The sequence below is a fragment of the Pseudomonas auratipiscis genome, assembly GCF_036324085.1.
In the GTDB taxonomy this organism is placed as follows: Bacteria; Pseudomonadota; Gammaproteobacteria; order Pseudomonadales; family Pseudomonadaceae; genus Aquipseudomonas; species Aquipseudomonas auratipiscis.
The window spans coordinates 1-21,854 of record NZ_JAZDCU010000033.1; the positions used below are offsets into that span (position 1 = coordinate 1).

Consider the following 21,854-nt stretch of genomic DNA (forward strand, 5'->3'; position numbering starts at 1 on the left):
TAACGACCCGGCCACCGGTGTCATGCGTCACGCCGATGCCGGTTACCAGATCGCCATCGACTGCGCCAAGGAACAAGACTTGAACCTACCGATGATCAGCAAGGCCTGACCCCACTTTCGAGGAGCTTGGACCATGACCAGCAGCCCATTCACCCAACAGCTCCACGGCGTTCGCGTGCTCGATCTGAGCCGCGTTCTGGCCGGCCCGCATTGCACCGCAATGCTCGCCGACCTTGGCGCCGAAGTGATCAAGTTCGAAGTGCCCGAGCACGGTGACGACAGCCGTCATCTGGGGCCGTTCAAGGATGGAGAGAGTGTCTACTTCGGCTTGATCAACCGCGGCAAACGCAGTGTCGAGATCGACTTCAAGGACAGTGCCGAGCGTGCCCGCCTGTATGAGCTGGTGCGTGACGCCGACGTCGTCGTCGAGAACTTCCGCCCCGGCGTAACCCAACGCCTGGGCATCGATTTCGACACCCTCAAGCAATACAACCCGAAGCTGATTTACGCGAGCATCTCCGGCTTCGGTCAGCACGGCCCGCTGTCGAGCAACCCGGCCTACGACATTGTCGCCCAGGCAATGTCCGGGCTGATGAGCGTCACCGGTTTTGCCGCAACAGGCCCGACCCGCAGCGGCGAGTCCATCGGTGACTTGTGCGCCGGCGTGTATGCCGCCTGGGCAATCAGCTCCGCCCTTTTTGCTCGCGAGCGTCATGCACCCGGGGCCCAATACATCGACGTCGCCATGTTCGACGTGCTGTTCAGCCTGCAGATGACCGGCCTGTCCGGGTTGTTCGCCAATGGCGTAACACCAGGGCTGGTGGGCAACCGCCATCCGGTCTCGACGCCCTTTGATACCTACAGCGCTGCCGACGGCCTGGTAGTGATCGCGGTCGCAAGCAACAAGCTGTTCCAGCGCCTCTGCCAGTGCATGAACACGCCTGAACTCGCCAGCGATGAGCGCTTCGCCACAGACCCACAACGCACCTTGAACGAGCCAGCGCTGCGCCGTGCAATCGAAGCCTGGACCCGCCAACTGAGCGTCGAGCAGGTTTGCGACATTCTCCTCGATGCCGGTGTGCCGTCGTCTCCGGTGTGGACCCTGGCTCAAGCTGCCGAAAGCGAGCAGGCGCAGGTTCGCCAACTGCTGATTCGGCCCGAAGGTTCAGCACTGCCGCTGGTACCGCAACCGGTTTTCTTCAACGGCCACAAACCTCACGCCACCACCCTCGCCCCGCGCCTGGGTGCCGACAACCAGGCGTTCGGACTACAGAAACAGGAGCTCTCCCATGAACTTTGAACTGGACCAGGTTGAACAGGCGGTGGTCGAATCGGCTGAGAAGCTGGCTCGCGAGGTTATTCAGCCACGCGCGCAACACTACGACGAAACCGAAACCTTCTGCGCCGAAAGCCTGCAGGCACTGGGCGAACTCGGCGGCATGGGGATCAATTTGCCCGAGCAATACGGCGGCCTGGGCATTGGTAGCCTGGCCATGAGCCGTGTGGTCGAAGCGGTGGCCGGCGCTTGCGCCTCGACCGCATCAGCCTTGACCGCGCACTTTCTGGCCACCGACTCGATCCTGATCGGCGGCAGTGAAGCGCAAAGGCAGGAATGGCTGCCGCGCGCCGCCAGCGGCGAATTGCTCGGCGCGTTCGCACTGACCGAGCCTGCTGCCGGCTCCAACCCCGCCGACATGCGTTGCCGCGCGCAACGCGAAGACGGCGGCTGGCGCGTACGCGGCAGCAAGCACTACATCACTAACGCCCGTGAAGCCGGCTTCATCGTGCTGTACGCCAAAACCGATGCAGACGCCGGACACAAGGGCATCAGCGCGTTCATGATTCCCCAAGGTACCGCAGGTATCAGCTTTTCCAGCCCGGAAAAGACCATGGGCCTGCGCGGCAGCACGATCTACGAACTGGCACTGGATTGCTGGCTGCCCGAGTCGGCCTTGCTGGGTGAGGAAGGCGCTGGTTTCAGCACCGCGATGGCCGTGCTCGACCGCGGTCGAGTGGAAGTCGCAGCCATGTCGCTGGGGATCGCCAACGCGGCCCTGCAGGCGAGCTTGAACTGGGTGCGCGAACGGCAGATCGGGCCAAAACCACTGGCTGCCTACCAAGGCACCCAATGGCGTCTGGCGGATATGTACGCACAGCTGGAAGGCGCACGCATGCTCACCTGGAAAGCCGCTGCCCGCCGCGACAGCGGCGAACGTTTCAGCCTGGATTCGGCGACCGCCAAACTGGTTGCCGCCGAATGTGCAGGCTTCGTCACCGACGCTGCGCTGCAGCTACACGGCGGCTACGGCTACATCCGTGACTTGCCGCTTGAGCGCTATGTCCGCGACGCCCGAATCCTGCGGATTTTCGAAGGGACCTCGGAAGTACAGAAAATCATCATTTCACGCAGTTTGCTCGACGCCCACCGCTAATCAAGCGAATAACCGGGGCCTGTCCCATAGGCCCCTTCCTTAATGTTGAAACTCCAGAAGGTTGTCGTATCGAACGACACCTGAGAGGAATCGCCATGTCCGCCTCCAAAGAAAGTGCGCAGCGCAAGACGTATATAGAACGGCGTTCCATCGATTACATCCCCGACGCCGAGCGCCATGGTCGGCTGCTCAGCCAGTTCACCCTCTGGTTCGGGGCCAACCTGCAAGTCACCGCTATCGTCACCGGAGCCCTCGCCGTGGTGCTCGGTGGCGATGTGTTCTGGTCATTGATCGGCCTGCTCCTCGGGCAATTGCTCGGTGGCGCGATCATGGCGCTGCATGCGGCTCAAGGCCCGCAGTTGGGACTGCCGCAAATGATCTCCAGCCGCGTCCAGTTCGGGGTCTATGGGGCTGTGATACCGATAGTGCTGGTGTGCATGATGTACGTTGGCTTCTCCGCCAGTGGCTCGGTGCTGGCAGGTCAGGCCATCGGCCAACTGGTCAATGTCAGTGACGCAACGGGCATTCTGATTTTTGCCGCACTGATCGTGGTACTGACGGTGCTGGGGTATCGCACCATCCACTGGATCGGGAGGCTGTCGAGCGTGATCGGGGTGGTAGCGTTTTTCTACCTCTTTTACCGACTGTTGTCTGCCCATGACATCGGCGAACTGCTCGCCAACCGGCACTTCTCCCTGAGCAGCTTTCTCTTGGCGATTTCGTTGTCTGCATCCTGGCAGATCGCTTTCGGTCCTTACGTGGCTGACTATTCCCGCTACCTGCCGAGAAACACCTCGACCTTGAAGACGTTTCTCGCCGTAGGCCTGGGCTCGGTGATCGGCACACAGATCTCGATGGTCTTCGGTGTGTTCGTCGCAGCGCTTGCCGGTGATCAGTTTGCCGGCCATGAAGTCGCCTACATCGTCGGCATGGGCGCCAGCGGCGTGGTGGCTTCGCTGCTGTTCTTCAGCATCGTATTCGGCAAGGTGACCATCACCACGCTCAATGCCTATGGCAGCTTCATGTCATTGGCCACCATCGTCAGTGGTTTTCGCGGCAACCAGGAAATATCCCGCGGCCTGCGCACCGTCTACATCCTGTTCATGGTGGGACTGGCAACTGCCCTGGCGCTGCTGGGACGGCATTCGTTCCTGCACGACTTCTCTGCGTTCATCCTGTTTTTGCTGGCCTTCTTCACACCGTGGAGTGCGATCAACCTGGTCGACTTCTACCTGGTGACCAAAGAGCGTTACGACATTCCGGCGCTTTCTGATCCAGATGGACGATACGGACGGTGGAACATCGCAGGTATCGTGATCTATGCCTTGGGTGTGTTGATTCAGCTGCCATTCATCGCTACCAGCTTCTACACCGGCCCGTTGGTCGAGGTATTGGGGGGTACGGATATTTCGTGGCTGATCGGTCTCACAGTGCCTGCCCTGGTGTACTACCTGGTGGCGCGCAGTGCTGTGCAGCGCATTCCCGAGCGACTGATTCTGCCGCAGGAACACAGCCCGGTCTGAATCAAGATGACGCAAGGGTGGCCGGCAACGGCCGCCCTTGCATTGAACGTTGTTGTTTACCGAGGGGTTCAACATGCTCGCAGCCGCCGTGTCAGCCAGTACGCCATTCAGCGCCCGCGACCGTTTGTTGGATGCGTCCATCGAGCTGTTCGCAACCCGAGGTTTTCAAGCAATTGGCCTGCGCGACCTGGCCAGCTATGTCGGCCTGCATGCAGGCTCGCTGTACCATCACATCGAAAACAAGCAGAGCCTGCTCTACGAGCTGATTGAAACAGCCCTGGCGGACTTGCTGGCCGATACCAAGCGGCGCATGAAAGGTGCGAGCACCACGTACGAGCGGGTACGTCGCTTTGTTCAAGCGTTCGTCACCTTCAACTTGAATGAGCAGTACAGGTTGATATTGGTGACGCGAGAGTTCGTGAACCTCAGCGAAGAACACAAACAACAGGCCAACAGACTGCGCAGTGAGTATTACGCCCTGCTAAGCGCAACGATCGCCACGGAGTACCAACAGCGCGGCAAGCCCGACGGCGAGATCAGTCTCATCACCAATGCGGTCATTGGCATGCTCTACGGCCAATCGCAGTGGAACGATACTCAGGTTGGCGAACAGCAGCTGACAGAGGTGCTCACCCGTTGTGCGATGAGCATCATTGCGAGCAGCAGCAATACCACTGCTCGCACATAAAGTCTTACCAGCCGCCCGGCAACCAGCCCAATGCGCTGGCAATCGCATAGGCCATGCTGCACAGGTACAGGAAAACTACCATCACCTGAATCACAGGGTGAGCGATCCAGCCACACTGCCAGGCTGGAACGATGTCACCGTTCTTGCGCGCCGAGCGCAGCATCAGGATTGGCATGATCGACAAGATCACGCCGCTGAACACACCGGCGAAGTACAACGCGTTCACAAAGCCGACCATGCCGCTGTAGGCCAGAATAAACGGCGGCACGCAAACAATGGCAAGTACCAACAAGCGGTTCTTGGGATTGCTTTCCGAGCCCAGGCTTTTGAACTTGTCGAAGATGTTGGTCAGGAAGCTGCCGCCAAGGCCCCAATAGGAGGTCATCATGGCGCACAACGCAAAGGTGTTGGCAGTGTAGAACGCCCATTGTCCCAGCGCTTGGCCCCAGGCCAGGGTGGCCACTTCGGTCTGGTTTTCCAGGCCATTGAGGGCAATCACCGACATCGGAACGATAGCCAGCAGAACAAAAGTGATCACCATTCCAGTAATCACCGCAACCGGCAGGCGCTTGGGTGCGTGGCTGAAGCCGCGGGCCATTTCCGGTACCACGTACTGCGCCGAAAAGCAGAACACGGCAATGTTGAACACCGGGATCATGTAGATCCAGCTGCCTTCGAAGAGGTTGGCGAAATCGGTTTTTTCATTGATCAGTGTGGCAATCACCAGCACCAGGGTCATCGATACCATACCGATACTGATGAACTTTTCACCCTTGCCGATTGCCTTCAGGCCCAGGTAAAGCACGAACGCTGCAGGAAGGAAGAACAGCAGGCTACCCAGCGCCGGACTGATGCCAAAGAACTCGCTGAGGATCCTGCCACTACCGCTCATATACGCAGTCAGCGCACCAATACTGTTGACCGCCACCGACAGAAAAATCGCCCAGGCGCCGAAGGAGCCCACGTAGCGTTGCGCCAGGCCACTCAACTGGTGATGGCTGCGGGTACGCAGGGTGGTTTCGGAAACGTAAAGCATGGAAATGGTGGTGAAGACACCGGCAACGGCCAGCCACAACAACAGTGGCAAGTAACCTGCCAGGCGACTGGCGTAGGCCATTGAAAGCACGCCAGCACCGATGTTGGTGCCCACAATCATGGCGACGGCCTCTACGAAGGTCAGACGCTTGACCTCCAGGCCCGATGATTCGGCCACGGACGGGGCAGCACCGCCGAAGGCGGTGTTGGGTTTTGCACTCATGATCACACTCACTGCGTATTTATATTTATTACCGGATGCACCTGAAGCGATGCGTCACAGGCTCAGCGATTAACGCTGAGCACTGCACCATGGAATTCTCGAGCAGCGGGCAAAATATCACACAAGGTGTTTGAAATAACATTCACCCTATGCGAAAGAGTGTGATACGAAGTTTCGTAAAAAGGCTTTAAAAGCAGATAGTTAGCGGTTACGAACGGTGCTGCGCGGAGGTCAAGCCCGACCAAGGTCGGGCCGCCTCGCTGCAAATAGCGATCAGAATTCCAGACAAATCTTGCCGAAATGCTGGTTACTTTCCTGGTAACGGAACGCATCGACGATCTGCTCTAAAGCAAACGTCTTGTCGATAATGGGACGCAAACCATTGGCATCGATTGCGCGCACCATCGCCTGTTGCTGCGCCCGGCTGCCAACCAATACCCCTTGCAGTCGAATCTGGCGCACCAGTGCCTGAACCAACGGCAACTGCCCGGCGACGCCGGTGAGAATACCGATCAACGAAATATGCCCGCCGATACGCGCAGCGATCATCGACTGCTCCAGGGTGGCCGGGCCGCCCACTTCAATTACGTGATCAACACCCCGGTTGCCCGTGAGCTGGCGCACGGTTTCACCCCAGGCAGGCGTCTTGCGGTAGTTGATCAGGTGGTCGGCGCCCATCGCCTTGAGGCGTTCGAGCTTCTCGTCGCTGGACGAGGTGGCAATTACAGTGGCTCCGGCCAGTTTGGCAAATTGCAGCGCGAAGATCGAAACACCTCCGGTGCCCTGCACCAACACGGTGTCGCCCGGCTTAAGCGAATCATCGGCCATCAGCGCCCGCCAGGCAGTCAGCCCTGCAGTGGTCAGGGTCGCCGCCTCGGCATGGCTGTAACCCTTGGGGGCATGGGTAAACGAGGTAGCGCGCGCGGTAACCTGTTCGCGGGCATAACCGTCGATGCCATCACCCGGCACCGTGGCGAAACCTTCTACCAGGGGCTGACCGTCCAGCCAATCTGGAAAGAAGGTACTGACCACGCTGTCACCCACGGCAAACTCGCTGACTCCGGCGCCGATTGCAGTCACCACACCGGCACCATCGGCCATTGGAATGCGCGATTCGCTCGGACCCCACATGCCACTGACAACGGCAAAGTCGTGATAGTTGAGCGAGTTGGCGTGCAGCCGCACGGTAATCTCGCCAGCCGCGGGCGCTGCTGCCTCGCAGGCGCCGACCTGAACGTTGTCGTAACCGCCGCCCGCCTGCACATAAATGGCCTTGCTGGTCATGCGAACCTCCTGATAGAACCGTGTAAGTAGCTGACCAGTCTTGGCCTGGACTGCACACCGGTCAAGCATCAGCTCTTGCGAAATATTCAGACAAACTACAATAATGCGAGTAATTATCAGTTACTACGTTAGTTGCCGTTTATGTCCGCTCCCGATCATAGTGCTTTGCATACGCTCTATAGCGAACACCATGGCTGGCTGAAAAGCTGGTTATGCTCACGCCTGGGCAACGCCAGCGATGCCGCTGACCTCGCCCAGGACACGTTCATCCGGGTGCTGACCGCGCGTAATGCTCAGACCATCCGCGAGCCGCGAAGCTATTTGGGCGCCATTGCCCATGCCCTTATGATCGATAAGTTCCGGCGCAAAGCCTTGGAGCAGGCCTATCTTGCCGAGCTGGCCAACCGCCCGGAGCGCCTGGCCGACTCACCGGAAACCCGCCTGCTGATCCTCGAGACCCTGGTCGCTGTGGACACACTGCTCGATGGCATGGGCGAGCGCACTCGACGTATTTTCCTCGCGGTGCAACTCGAGGGCCTGAACTATGTAGCCACCGCCGAGCGTGTAGGCGTTTCGGTCACTACCGTCAAAAAGCACCTGATCCGCGCCATGACCCATTGCCTGCTGCTGACGGACGACTGAATGGCTCACTCCCTGGATTACCGCACCCTGGAAGCCGCGGCCACCTGGTACGTGCAACTCAACGCCGGGCAGCCCAATGACGCCCAGTTGCAAGCCTGGCAAGACTGGCTGGGTAAAAGCCAGGCCCATGCTCAGGCCTGGGCGCGGGTAGAAAAACTGCAGCGCCAGTTCGGCAGCCTTCCCGCCGATATCGCCATGCCGACACTGAACGGTGTACGCGCACGTCGCCGCGCAGTCATTAAAACCCTGGCCATGCTCATGGCCGTTGGCGCTACCGGTTGGGCAGTGCGCGAAAGCACGCCTGGCCAGGCGCTGATGGCCGAACTGCGAACCGGAAAAGGACAACGGCGCCAGGTCAGGCTCAGTGATGGCAGCCAGTTGCATCTCAACAGCGACAGCGCGGTGGATATCCTCTACGACGGCCAACAGCGTTTGTTGCGTCTGCACCAAGGCGAAATCATGGTGCAAACAGCGAGCGATCCGGGTGCCCGCCCCTTCGCGGTACAAACCGCCGAAGGTCGCGTGCGCGCGCTGGGCACACGGTTCAGCGTGCGCAGCGACAATGGCAAAAGTGAAGTGAGCGTCTTCGAGCATGCAGTGGAAATCCGGCCAATGGATAACCCCTTGCTCATGTTGCGTCTTGAAGCCGGGCAGGCAGCAAGCTTCGACCGGCACAACCTCAGCGCAGCCCACCTGGCAGCCCCAGGCACTGGCGCCTGGACCCAGGGAATGCTGACGGTGATCGAGTGGCGGCTGGCCGACTTTGTCAGCGAGCTGCGGCGCTACCGACCGGGCGTGCTGCGCTGCGCCGACAGCATTGCCAACCTGCGTTTGTCCGGGGCCTTTCGCATCGACGACAGCGACACCATCCTGGAAAACCTCAGTGCCTCCCTGCCTGTTCAGGTGCGCTATTTGACGCGCTACTGGGTCAGCATCGAACCGGCCTGAAAAAAAACCTTTATCGGGGTTTCCGATTTTCATTCTCATTCGGCTACGCAGTTAAAGCAGCAAATTCAGCTGCCACTCTGCCCAGCCAATCGAAGGAAACCTGCATGTCCCGTTCTTGCCCCCGGGCGCCCCGCCCTCTGGTTCGCGCCGTACACTTGGCGTTGTTCGGCCTGACCTTGGCGCCGCTGCCACTGTTGGCGCTGATCCCCACCCAAGCCATGGCACAGAGCGCCAGCAAAAACTTCCAGATCGCGCCGGGGGCGCTGGGCACAAACCTGAGTTTGTTCGCCACCTTCACCAACATCACTTTGTCGTTCGATGCGCGCCAGACACAGGGCAAGCAATCGGCCGGCCTGCAAGGCAACTACTCGGTGGAAGAAGGCCTGGCGCGCCTGCTACAGGGCAGCGGCCTGCAAGCTCAACGTCAAAGCAACGGCGGTTATGTATTGGTGCCGGTCAGCAATGGCAAGGCACTGGAACTGGGGGCGACCAGTATCAACGGCCAACTGCTGGGTGAAACCACGGAGAATACCGGCTCCTACACCACCGCCGCCTCCCGCACCGCCACCAAGCTGCCACTGTCGATTCGCGAAACCCCGCAGACAATCACCGTCGTCACCCGGCAAATGATGGACGACCAAGGTGCCCAGAGCATCGCCGACGTCCTCAACAATACCCCCGGCGTCTCCGCCCAGACCTACGACAGCGACCGGGTCGAGTTCACCAGCCGCGGCCTGGTGATCACCAACTATCAGTACGACGGCGTCAACACCATTTACGACGGTGTGTATGGCGAGGGCACGGCGCATGTCGACATGGCTATCTACGACCGGGTCGAAGTGCTCAAGGGTGCGACCGGCCTGATGACTGGCTCCGGCGATCCCTCTGCCACGGTCAACCTGATTCGCAAAAAACCCACCGCAGAGTTTCAGGCCTCGCTCACCGGCAGTGCTGGCAGCTGGGACAACTACCGCGGCGAAGGCGATGTTTCCGGCCCACTGAACAGCACTGGCACCCTGCGTGGCCGCTTCGTCGGTGCAAAGCAGGACAAGAACGGCTACCAGGATCACTACCAGCAAAAGAAAGAGGTGTACTACGGCATTCTTGAAGCCGACATTACGCCCGACACACTGCTGACCGTTGGCATCGACCAGCAAACCACCACCCCGCGTGGAACATCATGGACCGGCAACCCGGTGTACTACACCGATGGCGGTCGGACTGATTTTCCGCGTTCGTTGAACACCGGTGCCGATTGGAGCCGTCGGGACTTCGACAATCGCACCTACTTCGCCTCGCTGGAACAGGCACTGGCCAACGACTGGTCGCTCAAGTTCAGTGTCAACCAACTGCAGAGCGACCACGACACGCGCCTGGCATCCGCCTTCGGCTCTCCAGATCGCGCCGGCAACGGCATGGGTATCATCTGGGGGCGCTGGGAAGGCCACCGGGTGCAGAACAGCGCTGACGTGAACGTTTCCGGCCCCTTCTCACTGTTCGGGCGTCAACACGACTTGGTGGTCGGCTTCAGCACCTCCAACTCGCGCCAGACCGGCGCTACGTGGGATACCAGCGGCGGCGGTCTTGTACCGGGCAGTATCTTTGAATGGAACGGCGACCTCGCCGTGCCTGACTTCCCCAAGAACGGTAAGTACGAGCAGAAAAAGAGCCAGAACGGTGCTTACATCGCTACCCGCCTGCGCCCGACAGATGACCTTTCGGTAATCCTCGGCACCCGGGTCAGTACGTTCAAGTACAGCGACAACTATGACTACGATGGCTTGAATCCGATTTTTCGCGGACAGTTCGACCAGCTACAAGCAACACGGCGTGGTCACACCCTACGCGGGCGTTGTGTATGACCTGGACGACACCTACTCGGTATACACCAGCTACACCTCGATCTATCAGCCGCAAAGCAACAAGGACAGTAACGGCGCAACTCTCGATCCGGTCGAAGGCGATAGCTATGAAGCGGGCCTGAAGGCGGCCTACTTCGACGGCAGGCTCAACGCCAGCCTGGCAGTGTTCCGTATCGAACAGGACAACATCGCCGAGTCCATCGGCACCAACCCGCAAACCGGCGAAGGTATCTACAAGTCCACCAGCGGTGTTACTACCAAAGGTGTGGAACTGGAGCTGGCGGGCGAACTGATGGAGGGCTGGAACCTCTCGGCCGGCTACACCTATGCCCGCTCCCGGGACGCGGACGAGCAACACGTCTACGGCTTTCCGATGAGCACCAGCAAGCCTGAACACCTGGTGCGCGTGTTCAGCACCTACCGCCTGCCAGGCGTATTGGACAAAGTCACCGTGGGTGGCGGGGTGAACTGGCAAAGCGCGTTCTACGGCAAGATCTATAGCTATGCGGCCCAGGACTACACCTATATCAAACAAGGTGGCTACACCCTGGTCGACCTGATGACCCGCTACCAGTACGACGAACACCTGAGCTTTACCGTCAATGCCAACAACGTCTTTGACAAGCGCTACCTGAGTGGCCTGGGCAACTTCGACACCACCTACTATGGCGAGCCACGCAATGTAATGCTGACCACGCGCTGGGACTTCTGACCGGGCTTCAGCCCTGACGCAACAAGGCCTGCAGCGCCCGGCAATCCGCCGCATGCCAGTCGGTCAACTCCGGCCAGGGGTTGTCCGGCAGGTTGACCAGGATGGTTCGCGAACCCGCAGCCCGACCGCAATCGAGATCGAAACGGTAGTCGCCCACCATGACCATCTCGCTTGGCGCCACATTCCAGGCCTCGGCCAGCTTCAGCAGGCCACCTGGGTGTGGCTTGGGCGGCGCCTCGTCACGCCCAAGCACATACTGCTCGGCAAAGCAGTCAGCCAGGCCAATGGCTTGCAGCGTTACATGGGCCAGTTCACGCGCATTGCGGGTGAGAATACCCAATTGGCAACCGCGCCCGGCAAGCTCACGCACCAGCTCCACGGCGCCGACCGCCGCCTGCGAACCGATGGCCAGATCGCGCTCGTGCTCAAGCAACCAGGCGTGCTTGGCCGCAGCTTCGGCGGCAGGCAGCGCCGCCAGGTGGGTGAGGATATCGTCGCTCGGCGGAATCTCCAGGGCCTCGCGAATCGCGGCGAAGTCATGCACGGCAACGGTCAAGGTGCCGTCCATGTCGAAGACCCAATGGCGGATAGCTGTCAGGCTCATGCCCAGTCCTTGCGATGGCGAATCAAACCTTCCTGGCAGGACGAGGCAACCAGTTGCCCAGCCTGATTGAAAATACTCCCGCGGGAAAAACCACGCGCATTGCCCGCCCAGGGACTGTCCATGGCATACAGCAGCCACTCGTCAGCCCTGAGGTTGCCGTGGAACCACAGCGAATGATCGAGGCTGGCGATCTGCATATCTTTCTGCCACACCGATTTGCCATGAGGCAGCAACGACGTCGTCAACAGTCCGAAATCCGAGGCATAGGCGAGCATGTATTTGTGCAGCGCCGGTACGTCCGGCAACGTGCCGTCGGCACGGAACCAGATGTACTTGACCGGGTCACCGGGCTTGGGATCGAACGGATCTTCTTCAGTAACCGGACGCATCTCGATGGGCTTGGCGCAGAGCATCTTGTCGCGAATCGACTCAGGCAGGCGATCGGCCATGCGCTTGAACAACTCCACCTCCGAGGGCAGATTCTCCGGGCCAACCACAGTCGGCATCGGTGTCTGATGCTCAAAGCCTTCTTCGTCATACTGGAACGAAGCGCTGCAGGTGAAAATCGGCTGACCTTTCTGAATAGCCGTCACCCGCCGAGTACTGAAGCTGCCGCCATCACGCACGCGATCTACCGAATAGACCACCGGCATCGCCGCATCTCCAGGACGCAGGAAATAGCCGTGCAACGAGTGCACATGGCGTGCTTCTTCGACCGTCTGACTGGCCGCCGACAACGACTGACCCAGTACCTGGCCACCGTACAACTGACGAAAGCCCAAGTCCTGGCTCCGTCCGCGGAACAGGTTTTCCTCGATAGCTTCCAGACTCAACAGGTCGACCAGATCGTCCAACACGTGGCTCATTCAAGATTCTCCAAAGCGATGCGCAACTGCGACAAATGATACAGGGTTTGTCATAGCCGCCCCGTATGTTGTGCAATTCAGCCGCGCAGGGTCTGTTGCCATTGGGCACGACTGATGCGGTACAGCACATGGGGGCGCAGTGGATGAAACTCGGGAAGCTTGGGGTGAAGGAAATGGCCATCAATGTCGTGTTGCATGCCGATCGCCTGCATGACCTTCTGTGACGGCAAATTGCTTTCGGTGGTGAACGACACCACTTGCTGCAAATCCAACTGGGCAAATGCACAGCGCAAGCTGGTCCAGGCTGCCTCACTGGCAAATCCCAACCCCCAATGGCGCCGGGCCAGACGCCAGCCGATTTCCACCGCTGGGGTGAAGTGAGCATCGAAACTGACATTGAGCAGGCCGGTCATGCCGATGAAGGCCCCCGAGTCCTTGCGCTCCAACGCCCACAAGCCGAAGCCGTACTCATTGAAGTGCCCCCGAATACGCCCAATCAGCGCCGCGCTTTCCACGCGCGTCAGCGGGGCAGGAAAATAGCGCATCACCTGAGGGTCGGCACACATGGCGGCGAACTCGGCGAGGTCATCGTCCTGCCATTGGCGCAGCACAAGTCGTGCGCTTTCCAGTTCGAGTATGGGGGTCATTACGTATTTTTCTCCGTTTCTGCGGCCTGCATTTTATAGCGTAGGACGGCACACAGAAGCGCAACCTGCTCCTTGAAGATTTTTTTTACATCCACTTCACCTGCTCACCACGGGCTGCCGCCTACAGTGCGGCCCTATTCGTGGTGCATACCCCACCCGGCTATCACCCCATTCAGTTCCGCGTTACGGAGTAGCCACATGCTGTCAGACACAGCGCAAAAACCGTTCAAGCGACGACGTTTGTTCACTGTAAAAACGATGTTCATCGGCCTGTGCATCATGCTCGCGCTGGCCACCCTTACCACATGGGCATCAACGAGAACTCTTATTGTGGACTTGGGCAGTGACAATCAAATGCGCAGCAGCGGTGTTTACCGTGAGTGGTCAAAGGGTGCGGTGATCGTGCTGATCCGACACGCCGAACGCTGTGATCGTTCAAGCAATGCCTGCCTGAATGATCCGAGCGGCATTACCGTGGCCGGCAGCAAGGCAGCCAGCAATGTTGGCGCGGGTCTACAGCGGCTCGGGCTTGCCGACGCCGAGGTATTGAGTAGCCCAGAGATCAGAACGCAACAGACTGCACACTTTATCTTCGGCAAGGCGATTGGCAGCGAAGACTGGGTCAAAGCGTGCGACCAGGACTTCGCCGACTCAGCGTTGGCGCACAAGTCGCCAAAACACAATCTGGTGCTGGTGACCCATAGCGGTTGCATCGACCACGTGCAACGCCAATTGAAGGTGCCTGGCGGCCTGCGCTCCAGCGAATACGCCAGTGCGTTGTTCGTCTCGGTCAGCGCAAACGGCAAAGCGAAAATACTCGGCCAGATGAATGCCAGTGAATGGAAAAAACTCCTGAACAGCACACGGACGTAAGCATGCAAATCGGAATTGATGCCGCTGATGCCGACTTTGGCAAAAATGGCCGTCATCGCCGCAGAAACAGCCGAGAGAACCGTCCAGAAAGCCAACATGCAAGCACCCTTTGCTAAAAGTTGTGCTTTCTACAAAGTAGCGCAAGGGCAACCGCAACTGGCAAGATCGGCTTCTACTCTGCTCAAGAATTAGTCATGCCGCTGCCGCTGATCTACCACGACGACTACAGTCCGGCGTTTCCCGCCGAGCACCGCTTTCCGATGGACAAGTTCCGCCTGCTGCGCGATCACCTGATCGACAGCGGCCTGACTACCGACCAGGCGCTGCTGCGCCCGCAGATCTGCCCCAACGATATTCTCGCCCTGGCCCACGACCGTGGTTACATCGAGCGCTACATGAATGGCGAGTTATCCCGCGAGGACCTGCGCCGCCTTGGCCTGCCCTGGAGCGAAGCCTTGGCGCAACGTACCGTACGGGCAGTCGGTGGTTCGTTGCTGGCTGCCGAGCAAGCGCTGGAGCATGGCATCGCCTGTCATCTGGCCGGAGGTACCCATCATGCCCATTACGACCACCCTGCCGGCTTTTGCATCTTCAACGACCTGGCGGTAATCAGCCGTTACCTGCTGGAAGCCGGTCGCGTACACAAAGTGCTGATCTTCGATTGTGATGTGCACCAGGGCGACGGCACTGCTCGCATTCTTCACGATACCCCCGACGCAATTACCGTGTCTCTGCACTGCGAACAGAATTTCCCGGCCCGCAAGGCGCAGAGTGACTGGGACATTCCGCTACCGCGAGGCATGGGCGACCAGGCCTACCTGAAGGTCGTTGAAGACGCACTCAACTACCTACTGCCGCTGTACCGCCCGGACCTGGTGTTGTATGACGCCGGGGTCGATGTGCACAAGGACGATGCCCTCGGCTACCTGCAACTGACGGATGAGGGTGTCGCCGCCCGTGATGAACAGGTCCTGCGCCAGTGTCTGGGCCGCGATATTCCGGTCGTCGGGGTCATCGGTGGTGGCTACAGCAAGGACCGTCACGCCTTGGCCCGCCGCCACGGCATCCTTCACCACAGCGCAAGTCGGGTGCTGGGTTACTCACAATGACTGTGGAACCGCCTGTGGATAACCTGAGTGAAAGCCACTGGAGCCCTTTGCCTGCTTGGCCTTGAAGCCACTGTACATTTTTTGAACAGTACTTCCCTCGACCGCGCTGAGGTAGAATGCCGGCACTTTTTCCCAGCTTGCAGCCCACCATGACCGACACTTCCTGCGCCAATCGCCCACACGTTGCCATTATCGGAGGCGGGCCCGCCGGGTTGATGGCCGCCGAGGTACTCGCTCAGGCTGGCGTTGCGGTGGATGTCTACGACGCCATGCCATCGGTAGGAAGAAAGTTTCTCCTGGCCGGAGTGGGCGGCATGAACATCACTCACTCCGAGCCCTACCCGGCCTTTGTATCCCGTTACGCCGAACGCTCCAGTGAAATCGCCACGCTGCTCGACGGTTTCAACGCCGATGGCCTGCGCCAGTGGATTCACGACCTGGGTATCGAAACCTTTGTGGGCAGCTCTGGCCGGGTCTTTCCCCTTGAGATGAAAGCCGCGCCGCTGCTGCGTGCCTGGCTCAAGCGTCTGCGTGACGGTGGGGTAGTTATCCACACCCGCCATCGTTGGCTTGGCTGGAATGACGACGGCAGCCTGCGGGTTGCTTATCCACAGGGTGAACTGGCACTCAACCCCACCGCCACGGTCCTGGCCCTGGGTGGCGGCAGTTGGGCACGCCTGGGCTCCGACGCCGCCTGGCTGCCGTGGCTTGTGGATAAAGGGGTGCAGGTTGCGCCCTTGCAGGCGGCCAACAGTGGGTTCGAGGTGCATGCCTGGAGTGACCTGCTCAAAAGCAAGTTTGCGGGTGCCCCGCTGAAAAACATCGCCCTCAGCCTCGCCGGCCATACTCCGCGCCTGGGCGAGTGCATTGTCACCAGCCAAGGTGTGGAAGGTAGCCTGGTGTACGCGTGGTCAGCGCAAATACGCGAAACCATCAATCGTACGGGAAGCGCTACCGTGCTCCTTGACCTACTTCCCAATCGCACTGTGGATAACATTCACAAGGCCCTGAGCAAACCCCGTGGCTCGCGCTCGATGGCCAAGCATCTGCACAGCCAGTTGGGCCTGGATGGGGTCAAGGCAGCGTTGTTGCGTGAATTGACCAATGCGCCGACGTTTGCCGATCCGATACTGCTGGCCCAGGCGATCAAGGCGCTGCCTATCGTGCTGGTACGCCCTCGCCCTCTTGACGAAGCCATCAGCACGGCTGGTGGCGTTGTCTTTGAAGCGATGGATGAGCAACTGATGCTCAAGGCGATGCCGGGGGTGTTCTGCGCCGGTGAGATGCTTGATTGGGAGGCGCCCACTGGCGGCTATCTGCTGACTGCGTGCTTTGCCAGTGGACGCAAGGCCGGCCTAGGCGTGCTGGATTGGCTCAACACTGCCCGCCCCCACAGCGGATAACTGCAGAAGCGGGCTTGCCCCGCTAAACGATCTCAAGGCTTACGCTTACGCGGCCCGGTATTGAAAGCCGGAACTTTGCGCACAGGCTTGGCTGCTGGTGCCGCTGCAGGCGTATCGCCGCTGTCCGTCCAGCGCCCGAGGCTGCGCTTGCTGCTGTTTTCCTTGGGTTTCTTCGGCTTCTTGGGCTTCTTCAATACTTGTCCACTGGCGTCAGTCATCGGCACCTTGTGATCAGGAATGAAGTCGGGCTCTTCGTGGCGCGGCAAGGTTTTACGCGTGAGCATCTCGATAGCCGAAAGCATTTGCACTTCATCGGCACATACCAACGAGATCGCCTCACCGGTATTGCCCGCCCGCCCCGTGCGACCGATACGGTGGATGTAGTCTTCAGCCACGATCGGCAGATCGAAGTTGACCACCAGCGGCAGGTCTTCGATGTCCAGCCCACGTGCCGCTACGTCGGTCGCCACAAGAATCTGGATTTCGCGCGCTTTGAAGCTGTCGAGGGCACGCTGGCGAGTCGCTTGAGGTTTATCGCCGTGGATACCGTCAGCGTTCACACCCTGGCCCCGCAGGCGCTCAACCAGTTGATCGACGCCATTACGGGTCTTGGCGAAAACCAGCACCTGCTTCCAGCGCTGCTTGCGCAGCAAATGGCTGAACAGCTCCGGCTTGCGCTTTTTATCCACAGGGACGATCCACTGCTTCACAGAACTTGCAGCAACGTTGCGCGGGCTAACTTCGATGCTCAGCGGATCATTCAGGGTTTGCTCCGCCAGCAAGCGGATCTCATCAGAAAACGTGGCCGAAAACAGCAAGGTCTGACGGCGAGCCGGCAATGCGGCGTACACCGCGCGCAGCTCCTCGGCGAACCCCAGGTCGAGCATGCGATCCGCTTCGTCCAGGACCAACGCCTGCAGCTGGTTGAACTTCACCGCATTCTGACGGAACAGATCGAGCAAACGTCCCGGCGTTGCCACCAACAGATCGATGCCTTTACGCAGCTTCATCATTTGCGGGTTGATGCTGACCCCGCCGTACACCGCATAGGTGGTCAACGGCAGATGCTCGGCATAGTCGCGGATGTTGCTGTGTACCTGCTCGGCCAGTTCGCGAGTGGGTACCAGCACCAGGGCGCGAACCGAATTGCTGCTGACCTTGGCACCTTCCAGGGTCAGGCGCTGCAACAGCGGCAGGGCGAAGCCAGCAGTCTTGCCAGTGCCTGTCTGGGCCGCAGCCATCAGGTCACGGCCGGCCAAAACGGCGGGAATGGCCTGGGCCTGGACGGGCGTCGGGGTGTTGTAGTCCAGGCGCTCAAGCGCGCGCAGCAAGGGTTCAATCAGGCCAAGTTTGGCGAATGTCATGGCAATACCGTCAGGGAAATTCAGCAATGGCGCAAGTTTACCTTGTTCCGCCGACACCTTCCTGACAAACCTCGGTTACTTGCACAGCTCGCCGTCCACCTGCTCTGACGCCTTGCTGACCGCGATTTTCGGCTTGCGCCACTGGGGCAGACCGATCAGCACCACGGCACTGATGATGACCGCCATAGCCACACACTCCTCAAAGCCGATTTGCTCGCCGGCAAACAAAATCCCCAGCAACACCGCCACGGCCGGGTTGACGTAGGCGTAGCTGGTAGCGGCCGCCGGACGTACATGCTTGAGCAGATACATATAGGCGCTGAAAGCCAGGATCGAACCGAAGAACACCAGATACGCCAACGCCCCCCAACCGGCAGCCGTGGGCATTTGGGTCATGCGCTCACCGCTCAAGGCACTGCCCAGAAGCAGGGCTACACCACCCACGAGCATTTCGGCAGCACTGGCCATCGGCCCTTGAGGCAGCGGCAGGCTCTTGCTCCAGACCGAGCCGAACGCCCAGGAGGCGGCAGCGAACAGAATCAGCGCCGCGCCCATGGGGCTGGCCTGCAGGTTCGAACCCAGGTTGAGCATGGCAATACCTGCCAGCCCAAGGAATATTCCCGCCCATTCCAAACGCGTGTTGCGTTGGCCCCAGAACAGGCCGAACAACAAGGTGAACAGTGGCACGGTCGCCACCGCCAGCGCGGCAACGCCGGATGCAACCCCGGCATGTTCAGCCAAGGTCACCCCGCCATTGCCGCAACTGAGCAAGAGAAAGCCGATCACCCCTGCTGCGCGCCATTGCGGCCAGATCGGCGCTGGCACACCGCGCCAGCGCAGAAAGCCGTACAGCAGGGTACCGGCAATGACAAAGCGCACACCCGCCATCAATAGCGGTGGCCAGGACTCCACACCAATTCGGATAACCAGATAGGTCGAGCCCCACACCAGGTACAGCGCCAGGAAGGCGCCTATTAAGACCAAGGGAAAGCGACGAGAGGCAGTCATGGGGGGCTCGAAATCTGGTAGATGGGGGATTAGTTTAGAAAGGCACGTGAATAAACTTAAGTTACAAAAGCTGTTTAAATGGGCCGTACACTTTTGAAAAAACGGTTCTTGCAGCCACCTACCTTTGATTCGCTATTTCGTTTCGGGAAAACCATGGACAAGTACGATCGAATGCTCCTTAGCGCCTTGCTGGAAAATGGCCGCGCCTCCTTTGCAGAGCTCGCACGCAAGGTCAATCTGTCGGCCCCGGCGGTTGCCGAACGGGTCGCCAAACTGGAGAGCAGTGGCGTGATCACGGGTTATCAGGCCAAGGTGGATTTAGAGAAGATTGGCCTGCCGATCCGGTGCGTGATCGAGCTGCGCCTGGCCAGTCACGGCAATCAGAAGACATATGAGGAACTTACCCAGATTCCGCAACTGACCGAATGCCACCGGGTAACCGGCGACCCTTGCGTGATCATGCAGGCGGCCGTGGGCTCGATGCCGGAGCTTGAAGCATTGATCGACCGCATCGCCCAGTTCGGCTTCAGCAAGACCTCAATCATTCTTTCCAGTGCGGCAGATCGGCGTTTGCCGCTGGGCCATCTCGAGCACAACGGCAAAAAAATCTAACGGTAGGTTTTCAGCGCCTCAGCGATCTTCGCCGCCGGTATCTTCTGCAAGCTGCAGAACAATTGGTGGGAGACGGCATTCACCCCTTGTTCACGCAACTGCCCGGCCAAATGCTGAGCCAGGTTGGCAGCCATTTCCGCATCCGCCATGGCCCGGTGCGCCGTGCCGGTATCCGGCAACCCGGCCCAGCGGGTCAAGGTGCCAAGCTTGTGGTTAGGCGCTGCGGGCATCAAACGGCGCGCCAGGAGCATGGAACAGGCAAAGCGCTGGCTGCTGGGACGACCCACTTGCGCCAGTTCGTACGCCCAGAACTTCTGGTCGAACGAGGCGTTGTGGGCAAGCATTGGGGTGTCACCGACAAACTCGGCCACTTCGTTCATCACCCGCGCAATGGGTGGCGCGGTGCGCAGCATGGCAGTGGTGATGCCTGTCAGCGCGGCAACAAAGCTCGGAACCGGGAGTCCTGCATTCATCAAGCTCTGGTAGCGCTCGACAATACGCCCGCGCTCGAGCATGACCACTGCCACCTCCGTAGCGCGGCAATTGGCACCGGGGGAAATCCCGGTGGTTTCAAAGTCGATGACAGCAATACGTTCCAAAACAAAACCTCTGTAAAACCTAGTGCCGAAGCAGCAGACCGCCCTCGATGGGCACATAGCGGGTGGCAGCGCGGATCAATGAGTTGGCGGTAAGGCCAGGAACGCCGTAGGCAATAGCTTCGATACCGTGGCGGCTGATGACCCGCTCGAGCAGCAGGTCGAAGTCCCCGTCACCAGAGGCCAGAACGACTTCGTCGACCCGTGCCGCAGCGTCGATCACATCCAGGGTGATACCCACGTCCCAATCGCCCTTGGCCGAGCCATCGCTACGTTGAATATAGGGTTTGAGTTTGACCGTAAAACCGAGGTTGCGCAGAATCTGCTGAAACTGCTGCTGCTTGCTGTCGCCGCGATCGATCGCATAGGCAACCGCCTCGACAATCTGCCCACGCTGGCTGATATCCGCCCACAGCGCCGCGTAGTTGAAATGACAGCCATAGGCCTGGCGCACGGTGTAGTAGAGGTTTTGCACGTCGGCGAACACCGCGATCTTCTTCACCGTTCTTCCTCATGGCGCCGTGGCGCTATCGCCGGCCTCCGCACACCGGGGCCGTTTCGGCGCCCAGTATGCCAGCCTGGAGGCGGTGCGGGTATGCAGAGTCAGACGAAGCTGTCATCACCGTCGAAGAATCCACCCTCATCGCTGCCGTAATCAGTGTCCATGAAACCACCCTGATCGTTGCCATAGTTGCCGTTGTCAGCGCTCAGGCGCTGATCGTCGTTACTCCCCCAACCGCCGCTATCGCTGGCAGGTTGCGGCTCTTCCTTGATCACCTCGGCCACCTCTTGTGGCTGCGAGTGACTGTTGAACAGGCTGCTGATTCCCTGCGCCAACATCACCCCACCGGCGACACCGGCAGCCGTTTGCAATGCCCCGCCGAGAAAACTGCTGGCTCCGCCACGAGCCGGCGCCTGGGCGGGTGCGGCATTGAAACCTTGCTGGGGAGCAACGCCTGGTTGGTTGAACGAGCGTGACGGCTCACGCCAGCCACCGCCCGTCGAGCTACCGGCCTGGGCTTGAGACTGCTGAGGCTGAGGGTCGCGTGTGCCACTGCCGAAGATATTCGACAGAAATCCACTGTTGTTGCTTGGCGCGGCGGCCACCTGCGCCTTGGCCTGCTTCAGTTCGGCCTGCAATTGCTTGTTCTGCTCATCCAGGCGCTTGAGCGCAGCCTCTTGAACCAGAATCGCCTGGGCCATGTAGTAAGGTGCCGCCGGTTGCTGCTGCAGATGTTCAGCAATACGCGCCTGGGCCTGGCTATCACGTGGGACGGCCGGGTCTTCGGCTTGCCTGAGTCGGCCAAACAAGCCGTCGATCAGGGTTTGTTCTTCACTGTTCATGGGCAACCTCACACAAGAGCCGGGGAATTCAAGTTCACTGAAAATGGGGTGCCAAGGCCGTGGAATCAACACAAGGCGC

21 protein-coding genes and 1 pseudogene are annotated in these 21,854 nt (G+C 59.9%); 12 read left to right on the forward strand and 10 right to left on the reverse strand.

Annotated features, from left to right (window positions below):
* The 5 genes from V0R60_RS26340 to V0R60_RS26360 all read left to right on the forward strand — a co-directional run.
* On the forward strand, window positions 1-109 hold a 109-nt coding region (locus V0R60_RS26340; protein WP_330080959.1), incomplete at its 5' end, for a hypothetical protein.
* A 24-nt stretch (window positions 110-133) separates the two neighbouring features.
* Window positions 134-1,300 carry a CaiB/BaiF CoA transferase family protein gene (locus tag V0R60_RS26345; RefSeq protein WP_330080958.1) on the forward strand — a complete coding sequence of 389 codons (1,167 nt, stop codon included), beginning with the start codon at window positions 134-136 and terminating at the stop codon, window positions 1,298-1,300.
* On the forward strand, window positions 1,290-2,432 hold the full coding sequence (locus V0R60_RS26350; RefSeq protein ID WP_330080957.1) for an acyl-CoA dehydrogenase family protein: 1,143 nt from the start codon (window positions 1,290-1,292) through the stop codon (window positions 2,430-2,432). Before V0R60_RS26345 ends, V0R60_RS26350 begins: the two co-directional genes overlap by 11 nt.
* Before the next feature lie 95 nt (window positions 2,433-2,527).
* Complete coding sequence (locus V0R60_RS26355; protein WP_330080956.1) at window positions 2,528-3,955, forward strand: purine-cytosine permease family protein; 1,428 nt, start codon at window positions 2,528-2,530, stop codon at window positions 3,953-3,955.
* Between the two features lie 73 nt (window positions 3,956-4,028).
* Window positions 4,029-4,643, forward strand: a complete 615-nt coding sequence (locus tag V0R60_RS26360; protein ID WP_330080955.1) for a TetR/AcrR family transcriptional regulator — start codon at window positions 4,029-4,031, stop codon at window positions 4,641-4,643.
* A 4-nt stretch (window positions 4,644-4,647) separates the two neighbouring features.
* Here the strand turns inward: V0R60_RS26360 and V0R60_RS26365 are convergent, their stop codons facing one another.
* Complete coding sequence (locus V0R60_RS26365; RefSeq protein WP_136474385.1) at window positions 4,648-5,901, reverse strand: aromatic amino acid transport family protein; 1,254 nt, start codon at window positions 5,899-5,901, stop codon at window positions 4,648-4,650.
* 273 nt (window positions 5,902-6,174) lie between these two features.
* Window positions 6,175-7,185 carry a zinc-dependent alcohol dehydrogenase family protein gene (locus V0R60_RS26370; protein WP_330080954.1) on the reverse strand — a complete coding sequence of 337 codons (1,011 nt, stop codon included), beginning with the start codon at window positions 7,183-7,185 and terminating at the stop codon, window positions 6,175-6,177.
* A 141-nt stretch (window positions 7,186-7,326) separates the two neighbouring features.
* Here V0R60_RS26370 and V0R60_RS26375 point away from each other — a divergent pair, with 141 nt between their 5' ends.
* The 3 genes and pseudogenes from V0R60_RS26375 (at window position 7,327) to V0R60_RS26385 (ending at window position 11,349) form a co-directional block, all read left to right on the forward strand.
* A complete protein-coding gene (locus V0R60_RS26375) occupies window positions 7,327-7,827 on the forward strand; it encodes a sigma-70 family RNA polymerase sigma factor (protein WP_136474383.1) in 501 nt (166 codons plus the stop codon).
* Complete coding sequence (locus tag V0R60_RS26380; protein ID WP_330080953.1) at window positions 7,828-8,775, forward strand: FecR domain-containing protein; 948 nt, start codon at window positions 7,828-7,830, stop codon at window positions 8,773-8,775. It abuts the gene before it with no gap.
* Window positions 8,776-8,879: 104 nt separating this feature from the next.
* A pseudogene (locus V0R60_RS26385) lies at window positions 8,880-11,349 on the forward strand (TonB-dependent siderophore receptor).
* Between the two features lie 7 nt (window positions 11,350-11,356).
* Here V0R60_RS26385 and V0R60_RS26390 read toward each other — a convergent pair.
* From V0R60_RS26390 to V0R60_RS26400, 3 genes are all read right to left on the reverse strand, one after another.
* Window positions 11,357-11,953 (reverse strand): HAD family hydrolase, encoded by a 597-nt coding sequence (locus tag V0R60_RS26390; protein ID WP_330080952.1) that lies wholly within the window; start codon window positions 11,951-11,953, stop codon window positions 11,357-11,359.
* A complete protein-coding gene (gene tesB / locus V0R60_RS26395; protein WP_136474379.1) occupies window positions 11,950-12,819 on the reverse strand; it encodes an acyl-CoA thioesterase II in 870 nt (289 codons plus the stop codon). Before tesB ends, V0R60_RS26390 begins: the two co-directional genes overlap by 4 nt.
* A gap of 77 nt (window positions 12,820-12,896) precedes the next feature.
* Entirely contained in the window at window positions 12,897-13,466 is a 570-nt protein-coding gene (locus V0R60_RS26400; protein ID WP_136474378.1) for a GNAT family N-acetyltransferase, read from the reverse strand.
* Between the two features lie 198 nt (window positions 13,467-13,664).
* Here V0R60_RS26400 and pmrG point away from each other — a divergent pair, with 198 nt between their 5' ends.
* The 3 genes from pmrG (at window position 13,665) to V0R60_RS26420 (ending at window position 16,851) form a co-directional block, all read left to right on the forward strand.
* The gene (gene pmrG / locus V0R60_RS26405; protein ID WP_330080951.1) at window positions 13,665-14,339 is read left to right on the forward strand and encodes a lipopolysaccharide core heptose(II)-phosphate phosphatase PmrG; all 675 of its coding nucleotides are present in this window, start codon (window positions 13,665-13,667) and stop codon (window positions 14,337-14,339) included.
* 194 nt (window positions 14,340-14,533) lie between these two features.
* Window positions 14,534-15,448 (forward strand): histone deacetylase family protein, encoded by a 915-nt coding sequence (locus V0R60_RS26415; protein WP_330080950.1) that lies wholly within the window; start codon window positions 14,534-14,536, stop codon window positions 15,446-15,448.
* A gap of 149 nt (window positions 15,449-15,597) precedes the next feature.
* Window positions 15,598-16,851 carry a TIGR03862 family flavoprotein gene (locus V0R60_RS26420; protein WP_178084169.1) on the forward strand — a complete coding sequence of 418 codons (1,254 nt, stop codon included), beginning with the start codon at window positions 15,598-15,600 and terminating at the stop codon, window positions 16,849-16,851.
* A 32-nt stretch (window positions 16,852-16,883) separates the two neighbouring features.
* Here the strand turns inward: V0R60_RS26420 and V0R60_RS26425 are convergent, their stop codons facing one another.
* Window positions 16,884-18,215, reverse strand: a complete 1,332-nt coding sequence (locus tag V0R60_RS26425; protein WP_330080949.1) for a DEAD/DEAH box helicase — start codon at window positions 18,213-18,215, stop codon at window positions 16,884-16,886.
* A 75-nt stretch (window positions 18,216-18,290) separates the two neighbouring features.
* Window positions 18,291-19,223: a drug/metabolite exporter YedA gene (yedA, locus tag V0R60_RS26430; protein WP_330080948.1), complete on the reverse strand. Its 933-nt coding sequence runs from the start codon at window positions 19,221-19,223 to the stop codon at window positions 18,291-18,293.
* A 153-nt stretch (window positions 19,224-19,376) separates the two neighbouring features.
* On the opposite strand from yedA, the gene V0R60_RS26435 reads away from it, so the two are divergent.
* A complete protein-coding gene (locus V0R60_RS26435) occupies window positions 19,377-19,835 on the forward strand; it encodes an Lrp/AsnC family transcriptional regulator (protein WP_136474369.1) in 459 nt (152 codons plus the stop codon).
* Here the strand turns inward: V0R60_RS26435 and V0R60_RS26440 are convergent.
* From V0R60_RS26440 to V0R60_RS26450, 3 genes are all read right to left on the reverse strand, one after another.
* On the reverse strand, window positions 19,832-20,434 hold the full coding sequence (locus V0R60_RS26440; protein WP_136474368.1) for a 3'-5' exonuclease: 603 nt from the start codon (window positions 20,432-20,434) through the stop codon (window positions 19,832-19,834). The genes V0R60_RS26435 and V0R60_RS26440 overlap by 4 nt on opposite strands.
* Window positions 20,435-20,453: 19 nt before the next feature.
* Window positions 20,454-20,933, reverse strand: coding sequence for a LabA-like NYN domain-containing protein (locus tag V0R60_RS26445; protein WP_136474367.1), 480 nt, complete (start codon window positions 20,931-20,933; stop codon window positions 20,454-20,456).
* A gap of 101 nt (window positions 20,934-21,034) precedes the next feature.
* Complete coding sequence (locus V0R60_RS26450; RefSeq protein ID WP_330080947.1) at window positions 21,035-21,775, reverse strand: DUF2076 domain-containing protein; 741 nt, start codon at window positions 21,773-21,775, stop codon at window positions 21,035-21,037.
* Window positions 21,776-21,854 lie beyond the last annotated feature (79 nt).

Excerpts from the sequence above, each read along its gene's own strand:
- V0R60_RS26420 (WP_178084169.1), top strand. The coding sequence starts at position 15,598 with ATGACCGACACTTCCTGCGCCAATCGCCCACACGTTGCCATTATCGGA.
- V0R60_RS26365 (WP_136474385.1), bottom strand. The coding sequence starts at position 5,901 with ATGAGTGCAAAACCCAACACCGCCTTCGGCGGTGCTGCCCCGTCCGTG.
- V0R60_RS26380 (WP_330080953.1), top strand. The coding sequence starts at position 7,828 with ATGGCTCACTCCCTGGATTACCGCACCCTGGAAGCCGCGGCCACCTGG.
- V0R60_RS26360 (WP_330080955.1), top strand. The coding sequence starts at position 4,029 with ATGCTCGCAGCCGCCGTGTCAGCCAGTACGCCATTCAGCGCCCGCGAC.
- V0R60_RS26415 (WP_330080950.1), top strand. The coding sequence starts at position 14,534 with ATGCCGCTGCCGCTGATCTACCACGACGACTACAGTCCGGCGTTTCCC.
- V0R60_RS26435 (WP_136474369.1), top strand. The coding sequence starts at position 19,377 with ATGGACAAGTACGATCGAATGCTCCTTAGCGCCTTGCTGGAAAATGGC.
- V0R60_RS26370 (WP_330080954.1), bottom strand. The coding sequence starts at position 7,185 with ATGACCAGCAAGGCCATTTATGTGCAGGCGGGCGGCGGTTACGACAAC.
- V0R60_RS26350 (WP_330080957.1), top strand. The coding sequence starts at position 1,290 with ATGAACTTTGAACTGGACCAGGTTGAACAGGCGGTGGTCGAATCGGCT.
- V0R60_RS26425 (WP_330080949.1), bottom strand. The coding sequence starts at position 18,215 with ATGACATTCGCCAAACTTGGCCTGATTGAACCCTTGCTGCGCGCGCTT.
- V0R60_RS26450 (WP_330080947.1), bottom strand. The coding sequence starts at position 21,775 with ATGAACAGTGAAGAACAAACCCTGATCGACGGCTTGTTTGGCCGACTC.
- pmrG (WP_330080951.1), top strand. The coding sequence starts at position 13,665 with ATGCTGTCAGACACAGCGCAAAAACCGTTCAAGCGACGACGTTTGTTC.
- tesB (WP_136474379.1), bottom strand. The coding sequence starts at position 12,819 with ATGAGCCACGTGTTGGACGATCTGGTCGACCTGTTGAGTCTGGAAGCT.
- V0R60_RS26390 (WP_330080952.1), bottom strand. The coding sequence starts at position 11,953 with ATGAGCCTGACAGCTATCCGCCATTGGGTCTTCGACATGGACGGCACC.
- V0R60_RS26355 (WP_330080956.1), top strand. The coding sequence starts at position 2,528 with ATGTCCGCCTCCAAAGAAAGTGCGCAGCGCAAGACGTATATAGAACGG.
- V0R60_RS26375 (WP_136474383.1), top strand. The coding sequence starts at position 7,327 with ATGTCCGCTCCCGATCATAGTGCTTTGCATACGCTCTATAGCGAACAC.
- yedA (WP_330080948.1), bottom strand. The coding sequence starts at position 19,223 with ATGACTGCCTCTCGTCGCTTTCCCTTGGTCTTAATAGGCGCCTTCCTG.
- V0R60_RS26400 (WP_136474378.1), bottom strand. The coding sequence starts at position 13,466 with ATGACCCCCATACTCGAACTGGAAAGCGCACGACTTGTGCTGCGCCAA.
- V0R60_RS26345 (WP_330080958.1), top strand. The coding sequence starts at position 134 with ATGACCAGCAGCCCATTCACCCAACAGCTCCACGGCGTTCGCGTGCTC.